The sequence below is a fragment of the Streptomyces sp. 35G-GA-8 genome, assembly GCF_023534745.1.
GTDB lineage: Bacteria > Actinomycetota > Actinomycetes > Streptomycetales > Streptomycetaceae > Streptomyces.
This window is the reverse complement of sequence record NZ_JAMHJQ010000006.1, coordinates 489,737-510,684: the sequence shown is the minus strand read 5'-3', so window position 1 is coordinate 510,684 and position 20,948 is coordinate 489,737. Positions and strand designations below refer to the sequence as shown.

18 protein-coding genes are annotated in these 20,948 nt (G+C 71.7%); 3 read left to right on the top strand and 15 right to left on the bottom strand.

The window, feature by feature from the left end; translation table 11 throughout:
* Window positions 1-5: 5 nt before the first annotated feature.
* The 9 genes from M1203_RS16455 to M1203_RS16415 form a co-directional block, all read right to left on the bottom strand.
* The gene (locus M1203_RS16455) at window positions 6-1,148 is read right to left on the bottom strand and encodes an LLM class flavin-dependent oxidoreductase (protein ID WP_249950528.1); all 1,143 of its coding nucleotides are present in this window, start codon (window positions 1,146-1,148) and stop codon (window positions 6-8) included.
* A gap of 143 nt (window positions 1,149-1,291) precedes the next feature.
* Window positions 1,292-2,506, bottom strand: a complete 1,215-nt coding sequence (locus tag M1203_RS16450) for an acyl-CoA dehydrogenase family protein (RefSeq protein WP_249950440.1) — start codon at window positions 2,504-2,506, stop codon at window positions 1,292-1,294.
* Between the two features lie 55 nt (window positions 2,507-2,561).
* A complete protein-coding gene (locus M1203_RS16445; RefSeq protein ID WP_249950439.1) occupies window positions 2,562-3,629 on the bottom strand; it encodes an ABC transporter ATP-binding protein in 1,068 nt (355 codons plus the stop codon).
* The gene (locus tag M1203_RS16440) at window positions 3,626-4,786 is read right to left on the bottom strand and encodes an ABC transporter ATP-binding protein (RefSeq protein WP_374403121.1); all 1,161 of its coding nucleotides are present in this window, start codon (window positions 4,784-4,786) and stop codon (window positions 3,626-3,628) included. Before M1203_RS16440 ends, M1203_RS16445 begins: the two co-directional genes overlap by 4 nt.
* Window positions 4,770-5,804, bottom strand: a complete 1,035-nt coding sequence (locus M1203_RS16435) for an ABC transporter permease (protein ID WP_249950438.1) — start codon at window positions 5,802-5,804, stop codon at window positions 4,770-4,772. The genes M1203_RS16440 and M1203_RS16435 overlap by 17 nt, the downstream gene beginning before the upstream one ends.
* A complete protein-coding gene (locus M1203_RS16430) occupies window positions 5,801-6,868 on the bottom strand; it encodes an ABC transporter permease (RefSeq protein WP_249950437.1) in 1,068 nt (355 codons plus the stop codon). Before M1203_RS16430 ends, M1203_RS16435 begins: the two co-directional genes overlap by 4 nt.
* A complete protein-coding gene (locus M1203_RS16425) occupies window positions 6,865-8,496 on the bottom strand; it encodes an ABC transporter substrate-binding protein (protein ID WP_249950436.1) in 1,632 nt (543 codons plus the stop codon). Before M1203_RS16425 ends, M1203_RS16430 begins: the two co-directional genes overlap by 4 nt.
* A gap of 623 nt (window positions 8,497-9,119) precedes the next feature.
* Complete coding sequence (locus tag M1203_RS16420) at window positions 9,120-10,142, bottom strand: DsbA family protein (RefSeq protein WP_249950435.1); 1,023 nt, start codon at window positions 10,140-10,142, stop codon at window positions 9,120-9,122.
* On the bottom strand, window positions 10,139-10,639 hold the full coding sequence (locus M1203_RS16415; RefSeq protein WP_249950434.1) for an Rrf2 family transcriptional regulator: 501 nt from the start codon (window positions 10,637-10,639) through the stop codon (window positions 10,139-10,141). Before M1203_RS16415 ends, M1203_RS16420 begins: the two co-directional genes overlap by 4 nt.
* A 181-nt stretch (window positions 10,640-10,820) precedes the next feature.
* On the opposite strand from M1203_RS16415, the gene M1203_RS16410 reads away from it, so the two are divergent.
* On the top strand, window positions 10,821-11,360 hold the full coding sequence (locus M1203_RS16410; protein WP_374403165.1) for a cupin domain-containing protein: 540 nt from the start codon (window positions 10,821-10,823) through the stop codon (window positions 11,358-11,360).
* Between the two features lie 63 nt (window positions 11,361-11,423).
* Here the strand turns inward: M1203_RS16410 and M1203_RS16405 are convergent, their stop codons facing one another.
* The 4 genes from M1203_RS16405 to M1203_RS16390 form a co-directional block, all read right to left on the bottom strand.
* A complete protein-coding gene (locus M1203_RS16405; protein WP_249950432.1) occupies window positions 11,424-12,455 on the bottom strand; it encodes a DUF2510 domain-containing protein in 1,032 nt (343 codons plus the stop codon).
* Window positions 12,456-12,536: 81 nt separating this feature from the next.
* Window positions 12,537-13,928 (bottom strand): carboxyl transferase domain-containing protein, encoded by a 1,392-nt coding sequence (locus M1203_RS16400; RefSeq protein ID WP_249950431.1) that lies wholly within the window; start codon window positions 13,926-13,928, stop codon window positions 12,537-12,539.
* A complete protein-coding gene (locus M1203_RS16395) occupies window positions 13,921-15,381 on the bottom strand; it encodes an acyl-CoA synthetase (RefSeq protein WP_249950430.1) in 1,461 nt (486 codons plus the stop codon). The genes M1203_RS16400 and M1203_RS16395 overlap by 8 nt, the downstream gene beginning before the upstream one ends.
* 62 nt (window positions 15,382-15,443) lie before the next feature.
* Window positions 15,444-16,739, bottom strand: coding sequence for an SLC13 family permease (locus M1203_RS16390; RefSeq protein WP_249950429.1), 1,296 nt, complete (start codon window positions 16,737-16,739; stop codon window positions 15,444-15,446).
* Window positions 16,740-16,950: 211 nt separating this feature from the next.
* Between M1203_RS16390 and M1203_RS16385 the strand changes: the two genes are divergently transcribed.
* Window positions 16,951-17,658, top strand: coding sequence for a FadR/GntR family transcriptional regulator (locus M1203_RS16385; protein WP_249950428.1), 708 nt, complete (start codon window positions 16,951-16,953; stop codon window positions 17,656-17,658).
* Between the two features lie 147 nt (window positions 17,659-17,805).
* The gene (locus M1203_RS16380) at window positions 17,806-18,678 is read left to right on the top strand and encodes a ThuA domain-containing protein (RefSeq protein WP_374403115.1); all 873 of its coding nucleotides are present in this window, start codon (window positions 17,806-17,808) and stop codon (window positions 18,676-18,678) included.
* Here M1203_RS16380 and M1203_RS16375 read toward each other — a convergent pair.
* Together M1203_RS16375 and M1203_RS16370 are read right to left on the bottom strand one after the other, a co-directional pair.
* Entirely contained in the window at window positions 18,671-19,495 is an 825-nt protein-coding gene (locus tag M1203_RS16375; protein WP_249950427.1) for an aldo/keto reductase, read from the bottom strand. The genes M1203_RS16380 and M1203_RS16375 overlap by 8 nt on opposite strands.
* 182 nt (window positions 19,496-19,677) lie before the next feature.
* A complete protein-coding gene (locus M1203_RS16370) occupies window positions 19,678-20,913 on the bottom strand; it encodes an MFS transporter (RefSeq protein WP_249950426.1) in 1,236 nt (411 codons plus the stop codon).
* Window positions 20,914-20,948: the final 35 nt, after the last annotated feature.

Below are 20,948 nucleotides of genomic sequence, written 5' to 3'. Positions count from 1 at the left end.
AATGGTCACAGGTCGGCCGTCTCGACGGTGGCGGACGACGCGACCGGCGAGGCGACCGCGTTGGCCCTCCGGTGGGCGAGTTCCTGACGGACGAGCGGGATCAGCTCGCGCCCGTACTCGACCGCGTCGTCCAGCGGGTCGTACCCACGGATGAGGAGCGTGGTCGCGCCGATGTCGACATAGTCGAGCAGCGCACGCGCGACGGTCTCCGGGGTGCCGACGAGGGCCGTGGTGTTGCCACCCGCTCCGGTGGCGGTGGCCGTCGGCGTCCACAGCGCGCGGTCATGGAGGTCGCCCTTGGCCGCCGCGGCGAGCAGCCGCTGCGAACCGACGTTGGCCGGGCCGACGTCGGCCGGGCCGCTCTGCCCCTGGTGGTGGCGCGTCTGGTCGAAGAAGGGCCGTCCGGCACCGGACTTGATGGTAGCCAGGATGCGGTGCGCCCGCTCCCAGGCCAGTTCCTCGGTGGCGCCGAGAATCGGGCGGAAGGACACACTGATGCCCGGGGGTGCGGTGCGTCCGGCGGCGACGGCCGCCGCGCGCACGGACGCGATCTGCTCGGCGGTCTCGGCGAGCGGCTCACCCCACAGCGCGAAGGTGTCCGCGTGCCTGCCGCCCACCCGGTAGGCGGCCTCGGAGGAGCCGCCGAAGTAGAGCGGGATGCCCGACGGATGGCAGGGCAGCACCTCGGACCCGTACCCCTCGAAGCGGTAATGACGCCCCTCGTGGCTGAAGGGTTCGGCGGACGCCCAGGCGCGGCGCAGGATGGACAGATACTCGTCGGTGCGCTCGTAGCGCTCCTCCTTGTCGAGATAGTCACCGTCCCTGCGCTGCTCGGTGTCGTTGCCCCCGGTGATGGTGTGTACGGCGACGCGTCCACCGCTGAACTGGTCGAGCGTGGCGAAGGAACGGGCCGCGAGCGTCGGCGCGATGAAGCCTGGGCGGTGGGCGACGAGCAGACCGAGGCGTTCGGTCCTGGCGGCGACATACGCGGCGACCTGCGCGCCGTCGGGCCTGCTTGAGCTGTAGCCGATGAGGATCCGGTCGAAGCCGGCGTCCTCGTGGGCGCGGGCGAACCGGGCCGTGTAATCACGGTCGATGACGGGCCCGCTGGGCGGCCTGGTCTCGGAGGCGTCCTGGGTCCCGATCATGCCGATGAACTCGACGCCGTGAGGGCTCGGGCCGTTCGGAGCGGCGGGGATCACCGGGGCGGAAGCCGCCACAGGAGCGGCGGAGGACTCGGCAGGGGCAGAGACCGTGGGGGCGGATGGTGCGGTCGGATCCGGCATGGGTTTCAGTCGCCTTTCGGTGCGGACCGGCGGTCGAGCGCACGGGCGAGCGCCGCGCGGCCGGTGGTGAGCAGTACGGAGTCGTCCTGTGGTGTGTGCACCCGCGCACACAGCACGTCGCGGTAGTGCCGCTGGAGCGGGTTGGCTCGGGTGAGGCCGTGATTGCCGGTGAGCGCGACGGCCTGTTCGACGGCCGTGACGGCGGCGCGGGTGCCGAGCACCTTGATGGCGCCGGCCCGCTCCGCGGCCTCCGGGTCGCCGTCGTCGATCCGCCCGGCCACCGCGTCGACCAGCGTGTTCGCCCCCAGGAGAGCGGCCTCGATCTCGCCGACCGCGCTCTGGAACCTGGGCAGCGTGGCCAGTGGCGCGCCGAGCGCGGTCGGGACCCGGTCGTGCAGAAAGCCGGTGAGCCAGTCCCTGGCCGCGCCCGCGATGCCCAGATAGAGGGCGGTCAGCCCGAGTGCGTTCCAGGCGCCGGTCTCCACGTCGGGCCGGGCGCCCGGGATATCGCCGGGTTCGTCGAGCGCGATGACGTCGTCGGCCGGTACGGGTACGGAGTCGAGGACGACATCGTCGCTGCGGCTGGCGCGCAGTCCGACGTGGTCCCAGGTCGCTTCGACGGTCAGCCCCGGGCTGCCGGCGCGCACGATGAAGGTGCCGACGCGTACGGGGTCCTCGTCCGTCCGCGCGAAGACCAGCATCCGGCTGAGCCCGACGGCGCCGGTCGAGTAGATCTTCCGTCCGGTCAGCAGCCAGTCGGCGCCCTCGCGCCGGGCGGTGGTGGCGGGGAGTCCGCCGCGTACCGGGCTGCCCAACTCCGCCTCGACGCGAAGGGAGTTGACCAGGGCCGGTCCGGTGGCCGCCTCGTCGAGAAGCGCGGCGTACGCGGCGGGCGGCCAGCTCGGGGTACGGGCCTGCGCGGCATGCGTGAACAGCGTCATGGCGGTGACCAGCGCGACGGCCGGGTCCCCTGCCCCGAGCGCGCGCAGGATGCGGACGGTGTCGGCGAGTCCGGCCCCGGGGCCGCCGTGCCGGGCCGCCACGGTGGCGGTGAGCAGCCCGGCCTCCCGGGCGAGGACGAACCCCTCGGCCGGGAAGGAGGCGTCGCGGTCGTGCTCGGCCGCACGGGCGGCGAGTGCGGTGGTGAGGGCGGGGAGCCGGCCGAGGTCCAGGGGCGGCAGCGCGCGAACTCGATGGTCGTTTGGTGGTTCTCCGTCCACGGGGGTGGCTCTCCTTCCATGGGGTGGTTCCGCGGGGTGGGTCTTCCGCGTGCGGTCAGCCGAGCAGGGCCCGCCAGCCGTCGGCGTGGTGGCAGGCGACGGAGTGGGACCGCCCGGCCTCCGTGACGGCGGCGGGACGCGGCTCGTCCCGGCACTCCGGTCCCGCGAAGCGGCAGCGTGGCGCGAAGACACAGCCCTCGTCGTCCGGCCACGGCTCGCGGTCGGGCGCGGGCCTCAACTGGGCGGGCGACAGCCGGTGTTCAGTGCGTACGCTCGGCGCGGACGCGGTGAGCAGCGCGGTGTACGGATGCCGGGGCCGCTCAAGTACCGCGCCGATGGGGCCCTGTTCCACGAGGCGTCCGCGAAAGAGGACGGCGACCCGGTCCGCGGTCCCCGCCAGCGAGCTGAGGTCGTGGGAGATGACGACGACGGCGAGGCCCAGTTCACGGCGGAGGCGGTCGAGCAGGCTCAGTACGAGATTGCGGTTGGAGGCGTCCAGCGCGCTGACCGGCTCGTCGCTGAGCAGCAGGCGTGGCCGGGTGACGATGGCGCGGGCGAGCGAGACCCGTTGGCGCTGGCCGCCGGAGAGCTGCCCGGGGATACGCGATCCCAGCGCCCGTGCGTCCAGCCCCACGAGCGCCAGCGCCTCGTCGGCACGCTCGGCGCGTTCCCGCCGGGTGAGGGCTCCGACGGCGGCGAGTGGCTCGGCCACTGTCTGACGTACCGTCAACTCCGGGTCCTGGGAGCGGAGCGGGTCCTGGAACATGAACTGCACCCGTCCGGTGCGCCGGAAGTCCCGCAGCCCACGACGGGTGAGCCGGAGCAGATCGGTGCCCTCGAAGGCGATGCTGCCCGCCTCCGGCCGTACCAGCCCGACCGTGGCACGGGCCAGGGTGGTCTTGCCCGAGCCGGTCTCGCCGATGATCCCGAGGATCTCGCCCGTACGGATGGTGAGATCGACGCCGGAGAGCACCCGCGTGGTGCCGGCGCGCCGCAGCGAAGTGGCCCGGCGGCCGTACGACACGGTCAGTCCGCTGATCTCCAGCAAGGGGGCCCGATCTTCTGGTGACGCGGCCGGGTCTCCCTTCCGGGTGGTGAGGTCCCGGCCCAGGACGGTGGTCATGCGGAGGCTCCTTCCGCCATGGGTTCGGGCGTGGAGGCGGAAGCGGTGGCGGATGCGGTTGGGGATGCGGATGCGGCGGCATCCGCGGGAGATCCGGCGCCCCCGGGGCGCGTGGCGGGCGCTTCGTCCAGCAGTCCGGCCGGGCGCAGGCAGCGGGCCCCGTGTCCGTCGTCCAGCGCGTACCGGGCGATGGGCCCCTCGGTGCACCGGGCGGCGGCGTGGGCGCAGCGGTCGGCGAACCGGCAGCCGGGCAGTACGGCGCCGGTCTCCGGCGGCCGGCCGGGGATGATGTCCAGCTCACGCCGTCCCCAGGCACCGATCGACGCGACCCGCAGCAGCGCCTCGGTGTACGGATGCGCGGGCGCGGCGAGCACTTCGGCGGTCGGACCGTCCTCGACGATCTCGCCCGCGTACATCACGAGGACGCGGTCGCAGCTCTCGGCGACCACCGCCAGGTCATGGGTGACGAGGAGCAGGGCGAGGCCCTGTTCGGCCCGCAGACGCTGGAGGAGTTCGAGGATCTCCGCCTGGATGACCACATCGAGGGCGGTGGTGGCCTCGTCCGCGATGAGGAGTTCGGGTGCGCAGGAGACGGCGACGGCGATCAGGACGCGCTGGAGCATCCCGCCGGACAGCTCGTGCGGATACTGGTGGAAGACCTCCTCGGGGCGGTGCAGTCCGACGGCCGCGAACAGCTCGACGGCTCGGCCGCGCGCGTCCGTGCGGGAGAGCCCGCCTCCCACCCGTAGCTGCTCGGCGAGCTGGCGTCCCACGGTGAGCGAGGGGTTGAGATAGGAGGCGGGGTCCTGGAACACGGCCCCGATCCGGCTGCCGCGTACCGCGTTCCACTGCTTGCGGGTGAACGCGGTGAGATCGGCGGCGGGTTCGGTGCCGTTGGCGCCCAGGGTGATACGGCCGCCCGACACCGCGCATCCGGCGGGCAGCACACCGAGGGCGGACCGGCAGGTCAGGCTCTTCCCGCTGCCGGACTCCCCCACGAGCCCGACGGCTTCGCCGCGCGCGAGCGTGAAGGACACATCCCGGACGGCGTGTGCTCCGCCGGGGACAGTGACATCGAGCCCGTCGACGGTCAGTACGGGGTCGACCGGTCCTGACACCGCGACGGGCGGCGCGTCGTGGTCAGCCAGTGGTGACACGCTGCTCGACCTCCTCTGAGTGGCCATGGGCGGTACGGGGGGCAGGGCCCGGCGGGGAGGCGGCGGGGTCGGCCGACTCACCCTCGCGCTCGGGGACTTGACGCGGCAGCGCGACCGGGGCCGGAGCCGCCGTCGTCCCCGCCGACGGGACCGGAGCCGCCGTCCCGATGGACGGGGCCCGGGCCGGCACCCGTGGATCGCCGGCCGCCGTGCCGCTGTCGCGTACCGCGTCCGCGAGAATGTTCAGAGCGCCGACCGTGATCATGATCGCGGCGCCCGGGATCAGCGGCGCCCAGGGCTGCTGCGCCAGATAACCCAGGTCGGAGGCGAGCATCCCGCCCCAGGTCGGCGCGGGCGGCTGGACGCCCAGCCCCAGGAAGGTCAGGGACGCGACCACCAGCAGCGCCTGTCCTACGGCCTGGGCCGTCGTGACGGCCACCGTGGGCAGGATCTTGCCCCAGACATGGGTGCGCAGGATCCACCAGCGGGACGCGCCCATCAGCTCCGCCGCCTCGACGTACTGAGCCTGCTTCAGACCCAGCGCCGCCGCGCGCGTCACCCGGAAGTACAGCGGGGCGAAGAGCACGCCCAGCGCCAGCATCGCCTGGTGCACACCGTTGCCCAGCGCGCCCACCACGGCGATCGCGAAGACCGTGAACGGCATGATCATCAAGGTGTCCGCAGCGCGCTGCGCCGTCCATTCGACGGTCCTGCCGAGCCATACGGAGGCGATCCCGGGCACGATTCCGAGCAGCATCGCCGCCCCGACGGCCTCCAGGGCGCCGACGATCGAACTTCCCGTGCCCGCCAGGAGCCTGCTGAGGACATCACGCCCCAGGTAGTCGGTCCCCAGTGGATGCGCGGCGCTGGGTCCGTGCAGCATGTCCACCGGGTGCTGGGCCAGCGGATCGTGCGGCGCGAGGGCGCCGCCCGCGACCGCGAGCAGCCCGACGAGAGCCAGCACGGCCAGCGAGATCCGGGCCGAGGGCAGCCGCCAGGTGCGGCGAAGGGTTCTCATGACGTCCCGCCTTCCCCGGCGGCGCCACGGCCGCCGCCCGACCGCTCGCGGGCCGCCGGATTGAGCGCGCCGAGCGCGGCGTTGACACCGATGTTGGCGACGAGCACGACAGCGACGGTCACCAGCAGCGTCCCCTGGATGACGGGGATGTCGTGCTGCTCGGCGGACTGGAGCGACAGCTGGGCGATTCCCGGCAGATTGAAGATCTTCTCGGTGACCACCGCGCCGCCCAGAATCACGGGCACGCTCACCCCGAGGACGGAGAGCGCGGGTCCCGCCGCGTTGCGCAGGACATGGCCGAACAGCACGCGCCGCGCCGAGAAGCCACGCATCTCGGCGCCGGTCACATAGTTCTCGCGCAGGGCCCCGACGAGCGAGGTCCGCAGCTGCCGGGCGATGGACGCGGCGGCGTCCAGGCTGAGGGCGAACGCGGGGAGTATCGCGTACCGCAGCCACTCCCCCGGGCTCTGCCCGAGCGGTACGTACCCGCCGGTGGGCAGTGCGCCGAGCTGCACCGCGAAGACGACGATCAGCACGATGCCGATGAGGAACGGCGGCAGTGTGGCGAGGACCGAGCAGACGAGCGTGACGGCCCGGTCGATCCGTCCGCCGCTGTTCAGCGCCGCGGCGATGCCGGCCCCGCCGCCGATCAGTACGGCGAGCAGCAGGGCCAGCCCCGCGATGGACAGATCCACCGGCAGCGCCTGCGCGACGCTGTCCGCGACGGGGACGCCGGTGAACCATGAGACGCCGAGATCGCCGGTGAGCGCGTGGCCGAGCCAGCTCAGATACTGCGCGTACAGCGGCCGGTCCAGGCCGAACTGCGCCTCCATCCGGGCGATATCGGCCGGGGTCGCCTGGTCGCCGAGCACGGCCGCGGCCGGATTGGCGTCGGACAGAGCGCCGAGGGCGAAGGTGAGGAGCGAGGCCAGTACGAAGACCGTGGCGGTGGTGACGAGCAGCCGGCCGAGCGGCCGGGGCGCCCCGGCGAGCCGTCGGCGCCCGGCGCCCCCGCGCGCGAGCCGCGCGGTGCGCGACGGCCCCGCCAGTACGGGCGCGGTCATGAGACGGTGACCCCCTCGAACCGCTGGACGACGGTGTACGCGGGGATCTCGGAGACCTTGGGATTGCGCGCCAGGATGCGCGGCGTGGTGTAGAGGAAGACGTTCGGCATGGTCCGTACGGCGATCCCGGTGGCCTTCTGGAGAACGGCCGGATAGTCGGGCGCGTCCAGCGGCGTGCGGCGGACCTCGTCGAGCGCCTTCTCCAGCTCGGGCGAGGTGGTGCGGCCCGGGTTCATCAGGCCCTCCTTGCCGAAGAGCACCTGGAAGCCCTGGGTGGCGGACTCGCGCCCGGCGAACTGGTCGACATAGAGCGCCTTGCTCCGCTGGACATAGACGAGTTGGGTGGCGCGGGCCGCCGGGACGGTCTCGATCGTGGCGGTGATGCCGACCTTCTTCAGCTGGGCCTGGATCAGTTCCGGTACGCCCTCGGCCTTCTGGGCGGACAGCGTGATCTCCAGCCCATCGGCGTGGCCCGCCTTCGCCAGCAGCTCCCTCGCCTTCTCGGGGTCGTACGGGAAGAGCTCGTCCAGGGCGTCGTCATGGCCCGCGTAGCCCTTGGGGAACGGCTGCCGGGTGGCGTCGCCCTGCCCGAAGGACGCGGTCCTGACCAGTTCCTCGCGGTCGATGGCGTACTTCAGCGCGAGAGCCACATCAGGGTCGGTGTAGGGCTCCTTGCCGATATGGACATCGAGCACGGCCACCACCATGGAGGGGATGACCTGGACCTCCAGGCCCGCGGCCTTGGCCGCCGCCACCTGACTGCCGGGTATCTGCGCCACGTTGTACTGCCCCGAGGTGAGAGCGGCGACCACCGTCGACGGCTCGGGGAGCGGATAGAGCTCGAAGTTCTCGATCTTGACACGGCCGGCGTCCCAGTAGTCCGGGTTGCGGCGCAGCACGGCCTTCGAGTTCTGAACGTACGAGACCAGGGTGTACGGTCCCGAGCCGGCCGGCTCCGTGGCGAGGCTCGCGGCGTCGCTCTCGAAGACCTTCGGGTTGACGATCATCCCGGTCTTCCCGGCGAGGAGCAGCGGTATCTGGAAGTCGGGCTCGGTGAGCCGCAGTTCGACGGTGCGTGCGTCGACGGCGGTGACCCGCTCCACGCCGACGAGCTGCGAGGCGACCAGGGACTTCGCATAGTCCCGGCCGCGTTCGAGGCTCTTCTTCACGGCGGTGGCGTCGATCGGCGTGCCGTCGCCGAACTTCTGGCCCTGGCGGAGGGTGAAGGTGACGACGGTGCCCTCGGCGTTGTACTTCCATGAGGTGGCCAGGGCGGGAACGGCGTTTCCGGCCTGGTCGAGTGTGGTGAGCCCCGAGTAGACGAGGGAGAGGGAGTGCACGTCCCAGCCGGCCGAGGAGGTGACCGGATCCCAGGAAGTCGTCAGGTTCCAGCCCCATTTGAGGGTGGAACCCTGAGCGCCGGCCGATGAGGTGGTGCCGCCTCCGCAGGCGGTGAGGGCCAGTGCGGCGCCCGCGCCGAGCGAGAGTCCGAGGAACGACCGCCGTCCGAGGCCGGGGGCGGGGCCGAGATCGATGCCGGGGCCGGAACCGGACGGCGGAGTGGACGGCGGTGCGGTGGCCGGGCGGTCCGCGCCGGCGGTGGTGGAAGGGATGCGGAGGATCGGCATGGGTGCGCCACCTTTCTGGGCCGTGCCGGTGCACTCGGGTACGCGGGCGGGGCCGTGGGACGCCCGGGCGGGGGCCCCGGCGAAACGGGAGAGGTTCGGGCGAGAAATGAGCGGAGAACGGGAAGGGAGGGTCCGCGGCGGACAGGGCAGCACCGAAGGCAAGCCGCCGGGCAACGGGCAGTGAAATCAAGGGAGTTGCACGGCGCGCTGGTCGGCGCGGGCGGTGGACGCGGTGGACGCGGTGGCGCACGAGCGGCGACGCCGTGCACCGCCGCGGCATCGGGGCGGGTACGGCGACTCGGGAGAGTCCGTTCTCGGAGCGGAATGCCGTCGGCCGGGCGCGGGACAAGAGAGTCCCGGACGAGGAAGGACGACGGGTCCGGCGGAGGAGACCGGCCTACGTCCCCGGCTCATCGGGCGGTCGCGGGGTCCGAGGTCACCCGGGAGGGCGCCGCCGGGGACCGGGGCAGGGCCGGGGTGCCGAGGGCCCTGGAAGGCCGGCCTCGACAGGTCGGATCAGCGACAGAGGGCGCTGGAGGTACGCAGGTAATCCACGTAGCGGCAGACCACGGCAGGATGCATCGAACGCATGCCCCGTATCCTCACGGTCCCGCGACACGCTGTCAATGGACACCTCTTGGTGTCTCATTGTCCGAGACCCCGGCGACCTGCGCTTTCACCGCGAACGACGACTGCTCACGGGCATGCGCCTCGTCGGGATGCAGCCACAGCGGGCCATGCCCGGTATCGACGCGCACGGCCTCGGCGGGAGCCGTCGACTCCTCGGTGAGCAGGGCGAGTTCGGGTCCCGTCAGACTGCGCCAGCGCTCCAGTGCGGCAGTGGCGGGGAGGCGTACGGGGGTGAGGGGGAGCCGGTCCCCGGCCGCCCTGCGAGCGGCTTCGAGATAGGTCTCCAGGGGCCGCCATCCCGGTACGCACACCCGGCCGCCGGGACCGTCGAACAGCAGGGTCGGCAGCGCGTAACGGCGGTGGTCCCCGACCTCCTTGGCCCGGCCGGGATGCGGTCCCGGCCCTTGGAGGTCGAGCACTTCGGGGATCGGCCGACGGGTCTCGGTCCAGTCGGCGCGTACCGCGTCCCGGGTCTCCCGGGCGGCCAGTTCGGCCAGCAGCCGGTCACTGTCCAAGCCCGGGACGCCCCGCACCACAGCGCGGATCGCGTCCGGAGTGTCGGCGGGTGTGCCCAGCACGAACGTGCTCTCCCGCAGCCGGCGCAGCACCCGCTCGGCGACCTCGGGGCCCTGGGATCCGGCCGCCTTGGCGGCGAGCGAGGCGGGCAGGCTGGACCGGGTCAGCCAGTGCAGCCTCGGTGCGCGGGGCGCGTCCGTGTGGGCCGTGACCTCGCGGATGAACCGCTCGTACCAACGGGCCTCCGCCGCCGGGTCGGGGGCCGGGTCGTCGTCCTCGTCGAAGAGGATGCCGAAGACCGGCCGCCAGTGGGCGCGCGATCCGAGCGTGAGTCTCAGCAGCCGGAACACGGGCTCGGAGCCCCAGGCCCAGGGGCAGGCCGGGTCGGTGAACTCGGTGACCGAGATCGGCGGCCGGTCCGCACCGGGAGTCGTACGGATCTCGTCGAGAGCCACGCGGACCGACTCCGGCGTCTCGCGGATCACATCATCCGGCGTCATGCGGACGCGGATACGGCCGGGGCGACATCGCGCGCCGGACCGCCGCCTTCGCTGCTCGGCTCCCGGCCCGGCTCCCGGCCCGCGCCGTCCTCCCGCGCCCCCTTCGTGGCGAGTTCGGCGATGGTCGTACGTCCGAGCACCGCCTGCGCGGCGGCCTCGACGGCACGCCACAGGTCCGGCAGTCCCTGGGCCGCGCCGGGGTATGTCAGCGTGTCGGGACGCGCGCCGCGCAGGGTGAGGAATTCCCCGTCCACCGCCGTCATGACCTCGGCGACACTGATCGCGGCCGGGTCACGGCCTATCCAGTAGCCCCCTTCACAGCCCCGCTGGCTGCGGACCAGACCCGCCTGCCGCAGCTCGCGGAAGACCGATTTGAGGAAGCGGAACGGGATGTCCTGGGAGGAGGCGATGCCCTCACAGGTGAGGGGCCGTCCGCTGTCGGCGGCGAGTTCGACGAGCGACCTCACCGCGTAGTCCGCCTTCGCCGAGATCTGCATGTGCGACCTTCTCCCGAGGGGGGTTCCCTGCCTGCTCGATTACCCGCTGAAGCACTGGCCGGCGACCGGGAACGGCCGACTCGGCGGTAATGGACACATCTTGACATCCATTCGCCGCGCTCTCTACGGTCGGCGCCGGGACCACACCCCGCTGCCCGCGGCACCGAAGAGCAGGATCTCCATGGCCTCGCACACCGAGCACGACGCGTTCCATCCCGACCTTCCGGACCGGGACCGGGGCGATGAACACGATACGGCGCGGAGCGCGCTGCCGCTGCGCGCGCGGCTGCATCACATCCGTGCGGACGCGCTCGACGGCGATACCGCGCAGACCGGTGGCATGCGGCGCTTCGCCGCGATCAGCGGATCCACCGTCGGCTCGGAGCGCATCTGGATGGGCCAGACGCATGTGGCGCCCGACACCGCGTCCTCCAACCATCACCATGGCGCCTCCGAGACGGCGATCCATGTGGTGAAGGGGCACCCGGAGTTCGTGTTCCTGGACGACTCCGGCGGTACGCCGGAGGAGATCCGGATCCGTACCTCACCCGGCGACTACATTTTCGTACCGCCGTACGTCCCGCATCGCGAGGAGAACCCCAGCCCGGACGACGAGGCCGTGGTGGTGATCGCCCGCAGCACGCAGGAGGCGATCGTGGTCAATCTGCCCGAGCTCTACGTGCTGGGCCGCGACCCGGACGCGAGCCGGCCCACGAACTGACACACGGGACAACACTGGGCGGGCCGCTCGAAGCGGCCCGCCCGGGAAGACAGTTGTTCGCGCTCAGACTCCCTGGCCGCTGCCTCCGGAGCCGGTGCCCGCCGCCGCCTTGATCCCCTTGGTGATCTCGTCCATGACGGTCAGCTTGGGTGCCTTGTCGTTGACATCGAATCCGGAGCGTACGAGGACCATCAGCTCCGGTGACGTCGGCGAGGTGAAGGCGAGCGACTGCACATAGCCGTCGTCCCCCTTGCTCGTGACGACCTTCCACCGCACCAGATAGCCCTTCTGCCCGGCGACGGTGACCTCTTCCGACTTCAGCTGCTCGTGCGAGGAGATCTCGCCGTAGATCGTGCCGCCGTAGGATTCCTCGGCATTGACCTCGATGTCCTTCTCGGCCGCCGCCTTGGGCGTGGTGGCGTCGACCTTCAGGGCGGCGGCGGGAGCGGAGAACACCCCGCCGCGCACACAGCTCTGCGAGGTGTCCCCGGGGCACTCGTACTTCCCGGTCGTCACCCCGGCCCCGATGGTCCCCGATTCACCGGTCCAGCCGTCCGGTACCGGAATGCTGATCCCGCTGGCCGCGTCGGTGGCGTAGCCGTCCTCCGTCTGCGGCTGCTGCTGGGGCCCGCCGTTCTCGCCGCCGGGGCCGCCGCCTCGCGGGCCGTCGGGCGCCGGGCTCTGCTGGCCGGGTCGCGAGGGGGCGGCGGAGGGGCCGGGGCCCGCCTGGCCCGCCTCGTTGTCGCCACCGCTGTCGCGCCCGAGCAGATAGAAGCCTCCCGCGAGGGCCACCGCGACCACCGCGGCGATGGCGCCGATCGCTATCCGCCGCCCGCCGCGGCGTGTGCCGGGCGGGGGTGTCGCGGGGTACGGCGGTATCGGATACGGCGCTATCGGGTGGGGCGATTCGGGCGGGAGCCCGGCGGCCGGGGGCGCAGCCGGAGGGGGCACCGAGGCGGGCGGATCCCACTCGGCGGGCGGGGCGGCGCGGACTTCGTCGGTCCACGCGGAACCGTCCCACCAGCGTTCCTGGCGTGGTCCTTCACCTGTGTGCCCCGGGTCGGGATGCCAGCCGGGCGGAGTTGTGTACGTCACAGCCCTCACCTTAAACACATTGTCTGAAAAGCTTGTGAGAGGGCCATGAGAATCCCCCGTCGCGGGCCGTACCGTACCGCCTTACGCCTCTCCCGGCCCCGGCCCCGGCCCCGGCCCCGGCCCCGGCACGATCCCTCGTACCACCCCCAGGGACACCAGATCCTGCGGGCGCAGCCGGAGCTGGTCGGCTGTCACCCGGGCCTCCTCCGGGGCGCGTTTGAGGATCGCCGCCGCCAGTTCCGGCGCGATGACGGAGAAGTAACTGTCCGGCGTGGCCCAGGTGTTGTCCGGCGCCGACAGGGCAAGCGCACCGCCCGAGCCGCCCTCGCCGATCAGCAGCGTGGTGACGGGGACCGGGGAGGTGGCCATGGCCGCGAACAGGTCCGCGATGGCGCTGCCCGCCCCCGCGCGCTCCGCCTCCGCGTCATTGGCCGCGCCAGGGGTGTCCACCAGCGTCAGTACGGGTATCCCCAGCCGGCCCGCGAGCCGTACCAGCCGGGCGGCCGTGCGATAGCCGGCCGGCAGCGTGGCGGTGCCGCACTGCGCCGCGTACGCGATCGTCCGCCCTTCGCGTCGGCCGAATCCGCACAGCATTCCGGGGTCGGTACCACCGCAGCGGTCTCCGCCGATCGCCTCCCGGTGTGTGAAGTAGGCGTCCAAGTACGCGACGGCCCGGGGCCGTTGGGGGACACGCGCCTGAAGAACGGCCTCCCACCCGGTGGCCGGGAGCCCCGCGCCGCCCAGTCCCTCCGGAGGCGGGGCGGCGGGGGGCACGGCGTCCCGTACGCCTCCCATGAGCAGGTTCAGCCAGTGACCGACGGTGGCGCGCAGCTCGTGCCGGCCCACCACCGCGTCGATATGGCCCGCGGCGAACTGCGCCTCGGCCGTGTAGGCGTACGGATCGGCGTCCGCCGGGCGCACGCGCGAGCCCGCGAAACCGATCTGGGCGCCCGGCAGCGCCAGTACGACATCGGCGCCCGCCCCGAGCGTGGCCCAGCCACCACCGGTCGTCGGGTCGCGCACCACCGCCAGCTGCGGCAGTCCCGCGGCCCTGGTCAGGGCGGACTGCCGTGCCACGCGCTGGAGTTGGAGCAGCGCGCGCATCCCTTCCTGCATCCGGCTGCCCCCGGTCGCGATGAGCGAGACGACCGGCAGCGCCCGCTCCCGTGCCAGGGTGTACGCGGCTTCGAGCAGATCACCGGTGCGCTCCCCCAGGGAGCCGCCGAGGAAGCCGAACTCGAAGGAGATCAGCACCGCTTCGACCGCGCCGATCCGTGCGGTGCCGCAGACGACGGACTCCTTCTCCCCGGTGCGTTCCTCGGCGCGGGCGCGCGAGGCGTCGTACCCCTCCCAGCCCAGCGGTCCGTCCGGCGCGGACACGCCCTGGGGCGCGGGCAGTTCGGTGAAGGCGCCCTCGTCGCCCTCGTCGACGACGGTGGCGATGGCCTCGCGGGCGTTCGGCCGCTCAGCCATGGAGCGCGCGCTTCATGATCTTGCCCATGTCATTGCGGGGCAGGGCGTCCAGATACCGTACGGCGCGTGGCCGCTTGTGCGCGGCGAGCTGCGCGGCCACATGGTCGGCCAACTCCTGTGCGGACGGCGGCGCTTCGGCATGGGCCGGGACGATCCAGGCGACGATCCGCTCGCCGAGGTCCGCGTCCGGCTCGCCGGTCACCGCGGCCTCCCGTACCCCGGGATGCTCCAGGAGAACGTTCTCGATCTCCCCCGCGCCGATCTTGTACCCACCGCTCTTGATCAGGTCGGTGGCCTTGCGGCCGACGATACGGACATAGCCGTCGGGGTCGCGGATCGCCATGTCCCCGGTGTGGAACCAGCCGTCGGTGAAGGCGGCTTCGGTGGCGTCGGGCCGGTTCAGATACTCCGTGAAGAGATGGGGGCCGCGTACCTGGATCTCGCCGACCGTCTCGCCGTCGTACGCCTCGAACGCGACGCCCGACTCGTCGACGAGCCGCAGTTCGACGCCGCCCAGCGGCACCCCGACGGTCCCGGCGCGCGGCTCGCCGTCCGCCCGCACACTGGTGTTCATCAGGGTCTCCGTCATGCCGTACCGTTCGATGACCCGCCGGCCGGTCGCCGCGGCGATCCGTTCATGGTCGTGCACGGGCAGCGCGGCGGAGCCGGATACCAGCAGGCGCGCTCCGGCCAGCGCCTTCGCGAGCGCCGGATCGGTGGCGAGCGCCTCGGCGATGCGGTGGTACATCGTCGGTACGCCGAAGAGCATCGTGGCGCCCGAGGACAGTTCGCGCGTGACGCCCCCGGTGTCGAACCTGCCCAGATGGCGGACGGACCCGCCGCGGCGCAGCGGGCCGAGGATGCCGAGGATCAGCCCATGGACATGGAAGAGCGGCAGGGCGTGAACGAGTACGTCTTCGGCGGTCCACTGCCAGGCGTCCTCCAGCGCGTCCAGGTTCGTGGCGATGGCGCGGCGCGGTACGACGGCGCCCTTGGGCGGTCCGGTGGTGCCGGAGGTGTACACGATCAGGCCGGGCGCCTCCGGGGAGAGCTCGGGGAAGGCATCGGTCCGCGGGTGTTCCGTGGCCGCGTCGTCCCTGCCGGCGGCTCCCGCGTCCACGCGTGCCAGCCCGGCCAGTGCGGGCGGAAGGATGGCATCCGGTTCGGCGACGACCAGGGTGGGCGCACTGTCCGCGACGATGTGCGCCAGCTCGCGTTCACCGCTCCTGGGGTTGACGGGGACGGCGGGGACCCCGGCCAGCAGCGCGCCCACCACCCCCACGGCCGTGCCGAGTGTGGGGGTGGCCCAGACCGCGATCCGCCGTTCACCGGCGATACGAGCCGCCAGGGAACCGGCCGCGTCCGCCAGTTCGGCATAGGTGAGCGCGTGATCGCCGAAGCGGAGCGCGGGGCGATCCGAACGCGCGGCGAGGGCCGGGAAGAGAGGGGACACGCGTCGTTCTCCTTGCTGTTGACGAGTCTGGCCGAGCATCGCGGTCGTGGCGGCCGAAGCGGTCACCCGAAGCCTGGCACCACGAGTACCAGCCAGACCGCGGCGGGTACCACCGCCACCACAATCCCTCCGTACACCATGAGCTGCCGGAAGAAACGCTCGCGGTCCACATCGGGCGCGGCGGCCAGCACCAGCGCGCCATTGGTGGAGAACGGACTGACGTCGACGACTGTCGCCGAGATGGCGAGCGCCGTGATCATGCCGATCGCCCCGATCTCGCCCTGGGCGAGAAACGGCACGGCGAGCGGGATGAGCGCGCCCATGATGCCGACGGACGAGGCGAACGCGGAGACGATCGCGCCGATGTAGCAGAGCAGCACGGCGGCGAGGAGCGGGATCCCGATGTCCCCGACGGCGTTTCCGGCGTAGTCGATCGTGCCCATCTCCTCCATGACACCGACATAGGTGAGGACACCGCAGATCAGCAGCACCGTCGGCCAGGCGATCTCGCCCACGGCCTTGCGGCTGGTGTCCGGCCAGACAGTGCTGAGCACCACGGCGAGGGTGAGGGAGGAGAGCCCGGCGTCGAGGTCGAAGCCGAGGACGGCGACGACGAGCGCGACCAGCGCGGCGAGGGTGGCGCCGATGGCGGGGGTGAGCCGGACAGTTCCCCGGGTCCCCTCCGGCTCCCGCTCGCCCGTGCGCTCCTCGCCCTGCCGCTCGGGCCCCGTACCACCGGGCTCGCCGCGCCTGCCGGAGAGCTTGAGGCCGCCGAAGAGTACGAACACGACGGCGGCGATGACGAGATTGGCCACGAGCGAGCCGAGGAAGAGGGTGAGCTCGCTGCCCGGCAGGTTCTCCCGCTCCACGATGCCGTTGACGATCGAACCGTAGATGCTGATCGGTGAGAAGCCGCCACCCTGGGCACCGTGCACGACCATGGCGCCCATCAGCAGCGGGCTGATCCCGTACTGGGCGGCGAAGCTGAGCGCGATCGGCGCGACGATCGCGACGGCGGCCGGGGAGACGGCCCCGATGGCGGTCAGCGCGCCGGTGATCGCGAACATCACCCAGGGGATCAGCGCGATCCGGCCGCGGACCAGCCGTATCGCGGCATGGACCAGCCAGTCGGTGGTGCCATTGGCTCGGGCGATCGCGAAGAGATAGGTGACGCCGACGAGCACCACGAACAGATCGCCGGGAAAGCCCGCGAAGATGCCGTCGGCGTCGAGACCGGCGACCAGTCCACCGACGCCGAACGCGGCGGCGAAGGCGAGCGCGCCCATATTGATCGAGCGGGTGGTGGCGATCACGAAGACGACCGCGAGTACGAGGATCGAGATCAGTTCGGCGGACATTGCGCGGGCTCCCGTCCCTGGGTCCCTTGAATCAGCGGGGAATTGGCCGACTGGCTGACTGGACGACTGGCCAAGTGGCTGGACCACATTGACGGCCGGCCCGGGCGAGCGTCAAGGGATCGGACAGGAATTGGCTCAGCCACTTGACCGCCCGGTGTTAGGCTGGGCGCGCACAGGATCGCGAGACAGTGGGCAGCGATGGGGGGTCCGGATGTCCGACGCACTGCGGCCGATGGCCCGGCCGCGTTTGTACGAGCAGGTCCTCGACCGACTGCGCAGCTATGTCAGCGAGGGCGACCTCGGGGCGGGCGATCGGCTGCCCCCCGAGCGGGAGTTGGCCCAGCGGCTGGGGGTGAGCCGCGCCTCCGTCAAGCAGGCGATCGTTGTCCTGGAGGTCCAGGGTCTGGTCGAGGTGCGGCACGGCGGCGGCACTTATCTGACCCGGGCCGGCCTCGATCCCGAGCCCGTCGAGCGACTGGTGGAGCGCAAGCGGCGATTGCCCGATGTGCTGGAGGCGCGTGAGGCGCTGGAGACCAAGCTCGCCGAACTCGCCGCCGAACGGCGCACCGAACTGGATCTGGCGGCGCTGCACGACGCGCTGCACCAGATGTCCGACGAGATCGAGGCGGGCGGCTACGGAGTGGAGGGCGACCGGCTCTTCCACACCGCGGTGACCGCCGCCGCCCACAGTGGACTGCTCGCCGAGTTCATGCACTCCATCACGGAGCAGATCGCCGAGAGCCGCAATGAGTCCCTGCGCCAGCCCGGCCGCCCCAAGCGGTCGTTGGCGCAGCACCGCGCGATCCTCGACGCGATCGAGGGCGGGCGGGGCAAGGCCGCCGCGGCCGCGATGCGGCGCCATGTGCGGACCGTCGCGAAGGTGCGCCTGCTGGAGTGGAACCCGGACGAGAACGCCTGACACCGCCGTGGTCCATACCAAAGCCTTGACATGGCGTTGGTTCACTTCTTAAATCGAGCAGCAAGCGCTTCCTCCTGTCATGTGCGCGACATCCCCCACATTCCATGCGCCTTCGTTCACCGAACGGGCGCGGGAAGGATCGTCACGATGACCATGCTCAAGTCCTTTACGGCGCGCGGCTCGTCGCGCCTGCTCGTACTGCTCGCCCTGCTGCTCGGGCTGGTCGCGGTGCCGGGCGTCGGACAGGCGCAGTCACCCACCGCGCCCGCGTTCAAGGTGCTCGCCTTCTACAACGGCACCTGGGACGCGGCCCACATCAGCTTCGTCCATGAAGCGAACGAGTGGTTCCCCAGGACCGCCGCCGCCAACAACTTCTCCTACGAGTCGACCAACAACTGGAACCGCCTGACCAGCACCACCCCGCGGGACTACCAAGTGGTGCTGTTCCTGGACGACTTGCCGCAGACGGCGGCGCAGCGGACCGGGTTCGAGCAGTACATGCGGGCCGGTGGGGCCTGGATGGGCTTCCATGTCTCCGCGTTCACCACCGAGGCCCAGAAGTGGCCCTGGTATCACAACGAGTTCCTGGGCAGCGGTGGGTTCAAGTCCAACACCTGGGGACCGACCACCGCCGTACTGCGGACCGAGAACCGTACCCATCCCTCGACCACCCGGCTGCCCTCGACATTCACCTCGGCCGTGAGCGAGTGGTACAGCTGGACGAACGACCTCAGGAAGAACCCCGCCATCGACATCCTGGCCTCGGTCGATCCGGTGAGCTTCCCCCTGGGCACGGACCCCAACCAGTCCTGGTACAGCGGGTATTACCCGATCGTGTGGTCCAACAAGAACTACCGGATGCTGTACACCAACTTCGGTCACAACGCCATGGACTACGGGTCGGGCACCACACTGTCATGGACGTTCGGCAACGAGGTCCAGAACCGGTTCGTCATCGACGGACTGAAGTGGCTGGGCGGTGTGACGGCCGGGGCTTCCGCGCCGGCCCCGGTCAGTTGAGGGTGTCGGGGTCAGGTCCGGTACGCAGACCGCGATCGAGCGTGGCGAGCGCGGCCATGTCGCCGGCCGAGAGCTCGAAGTCGAAGAGGTCGATGTTCTCGCGGATCCGCGCGGGGGTGACGGACTTGGGGATGACGATGTTCCCGAGCTGAAGATGCCAGCGCAGCACCACCTGCGCGGGCGTCTTCTCGTGCCGCCCCGCGATCTCGGTGACCGCCTCCTCCTGGAGAAGGGCGCCCTGTGCCAGCGGGCTCCACGCCTCGGTCGCGATGCCGTGCTGGGCGTGGAAGTCCCGCAGCTCCTCCTGCTGGAGACCGGGGTGCAGCTCGATCTGGTTCACGGCGGGGACGATCCCGGTCTCGTCCAGAAGACGTTGGAGATGGGCGGGCTGGAAGTTGGACACACCGATGGCGCGGGTCCTGCCGTCGGCGAGCAGCTTCTCCATCGCGCGCCAGGTGTCGAGATAGCGGTCGCGTGCCGGGGTGGGCCAGTGGATGAGATACAGATCCAGCCGTTCGAGGCCGAGCCTGGCGAGGCTCGCGTCGAACGCGGCGAGCGTCGAGTCGTACCCCTGGTCGTCGTTCCAGAGCTTGGTGGTGATGAACAGCTCGTCGCGGGGCAGCCCTGAGGAGGCGAGGGCGCGGCCGACACCGTTCTCGTTGCGGTACACGGCGGCGGTGTCGATACTGCGGTAGCCCGTCTCCAGCGCGGTGCGGACCGCGCCGGTGGTCTCTTCGTCGCCGACCTGGAAGACACCGAAGCCGAGCTGCGGCATCCTGACGCCGTTGTTGAGTACGACGTTGGGGACGGAATTCATGGTGTTCCTCTTCTTCGCGGATTCACTGCGGATTCACTGTGGGGGGCGCCCCGGGAGGCGGCGCTGCGGGGGACGCTGTGGAGCAGGGGGAGAAAGCGGGGGCACACCGACTTCCAACGTAACGACGTCGTCGGCGCCGCGCGCTGCGGCGGTCCATGGCGCGCCCGTACGGGAGAGTCCGCTCAGTGCGGCGCGGTGGTGGTGACCCGCTCGGGCCGCCGCGGGTCAGCCGTCTCGGTGACCGTCTCTGCGGTGACCGTCTCTCCGGTGGTCGGCGCCCGGCGCTCCAGGACGCCGGAGACGATCGCCAGGACGAGGGCGGAGCCGGCCAGCGCGGCGCCGACCCAGTTCGGCGCGGTGTATCCGAGTCCGGCGGCGATGACGATGCCGCCGAGCCAGGCGGCCAGCGCGTTGCCGAGGTTGAAGGCGCCGATATTGACGGCGGAGGCCAGCGTGGGCGCGGCGGACGCCTGGTCGAGGACCCGCTTCTGGAGCGGCGGTACGGTCGCGAAGCCCAGGGCGCCGATCAGTGTGAGGGTGACGGCCGCCGCGATCTTGTTGTGGGCGGTGAGGGTGAAGAGGGCGAGCACCACGGCGAGCGAGCCCAGGGACACATACAGCAGCGGCATCAGCCGGCGGTCGGCGAACCTGCCGCCGATCAGATTCCCGGCGACCATGCCGAGGCCGAAGAGCACCAGCAGCCAGGTGACCGAGGAGTCGGCGAAACCCGCGGTCTCGGTCATCATCGGTGTGATGTAGGTGATCGCCGCGAAGACCCCGCCGAAGCCGAGGACGGTCATCGCCATGGCGAGCAGCACCTGCGCGTTGCGGAAGGCGGCGAGCTCATGCCGTACTCGTACGCCCTCGGGCCGCGGCTGCTCCGGTACGAGCCTCGCGATGCCCGCGAGGCCGAGGACCCCGAGTCCGGCGACCACCAGGAAGGTGGCCCGCCAGCCGGCGCTCTGGCCGAGGAAGGTGCCGAACGGTACGCCGACGACATTGGCGACGGTCAGCCCGGTGAACATCATGGCGATGGCGCCGGCCTTCTTCTGCGGGGCGACGAGACCGGCGGCGACGACGGATCCGATGCCGAAGAAGGCTCCATGGGCGAGCGACGCGACAACGCGCCCGGTGAGCATGAGTCCGAAGCTCGGGGCGAGCGCGGAGAGCACATTGCCCACCACGAACAGTCCCATCAGCACCATCAGCATCCGCTTGCGGGGGATCCGGGTGCCGAGGACGGTCATCAGCGGGGCGCCCAGCACGACTCCGAGGGCATAGCCGGTGACCAGCAGTCCGGCGGTGGGGATGGTGACGCCGTAGTCGGCGGCCACCTCGGGGAGCAGCCCCATGATCACGAATTCGGTGGTGCCGATCCCGAATGCCCCGATGGCCAGGGCGAGGAGCGCGAGTGGCATGGATATGACCTTCCAGAACGTATGCATGAGCGCGT

Coding starts and splice junctions, on each gene's coding strand:
- M1203_RS16435 (WP_249950438.1), bottom strand. CDS start 5,804: ATGAGAACCCTTCGCCGCACCTGGCGGCTGCCCTCGGCCCGGATCTCG.
- M1203_RS16430 (WP_249950437.1), bottom strand. CDS start 6,868: ATGACCGCGCCCGTACTGGCGGGGCCGTCGCGCACCGCGCGGCTCGCG.
- M1203_RS16445 (WP_249950439.1), bottom strand. CDS start 3,629: ATGACCACCGTCCTGGGCCGGGACCTCACCACCCGGAAGGGAGACCCG.
- M1203_RS16420 (WP_249950435.1), bottom strand. CDS start 10,142: ATGACGCCGGATGATGTGATCCGCGAGACGCCGGAGTCGGTCCGCGTG.
- M1203_RS16455 (WP_249950528.1), bottom strand. CDS start 1,148: ATGATCGGGACCCAGGACGCCTCCGAGACCAGGCCGCCCAGCGGGCCC.
- M1203_RS16370 (WP_249950426.1), bottom strand. CDS start 20,913: ATGCCACTCGCGCTCCTCGCCCTGGCCATCGGGGCATTCGGGATCGGC.
- M1203_RS16425 (WP_249950436.1), bottom strand. CDS start 8,496: ATGCCGATCCTCCGCATCCCTTCCACCACCGCCGGCGCGGACCGCCCG.
- M1203_RS16385 (WP_249950428.1), top strand. CDS start 16,951: ATGTCCGACGCACTGCGGCCGATGGCCCGGCCGCGTTTGTACGAGCAG.
- M1203_RS16400 (WP_249950431.1), bottom strand. CDS start 13,928: ATGGCTGAGCGGCCGAACGCCCGCGAGGCCATCGCCACCGTCGTCGAC.
- M1203_RS16410 (WP_374403165.1), top strand. CDS start 10,821: ATGGCCTCGCACACCGAGCACGACGCGTTCCATCCCGACCTTCCGGAC.
- M1203_RS16375 (WP_249950427.1), bottom strand. CDS start 19,495: ATGAATTCCGTCCCCAACGTCGTACTCAACAACGGCGTCAGGATGCCG.
- M1203_RS16415 (WP_249950434.1), bottom strand. CDS start 10,639: ATGCAGATCTCGGCGAAGGCGGACTACGCGGTGAGGTCGCTCGTCGAA.
- M1203_RS16390 (WP_249950429.1), bottom strand. CDS start 16,739: ATGTCCGCCGAACTGATCTCGATCCTCGTACTCGCGGTCGTCTTCGTG.
- M1203_RS16380 (WP_374403115.1), top strand. CDS start 17,806: ATGACCATGCTCAAGTCCTTTACGGCGCGCGGCTCGTCGCGCCTGCTC.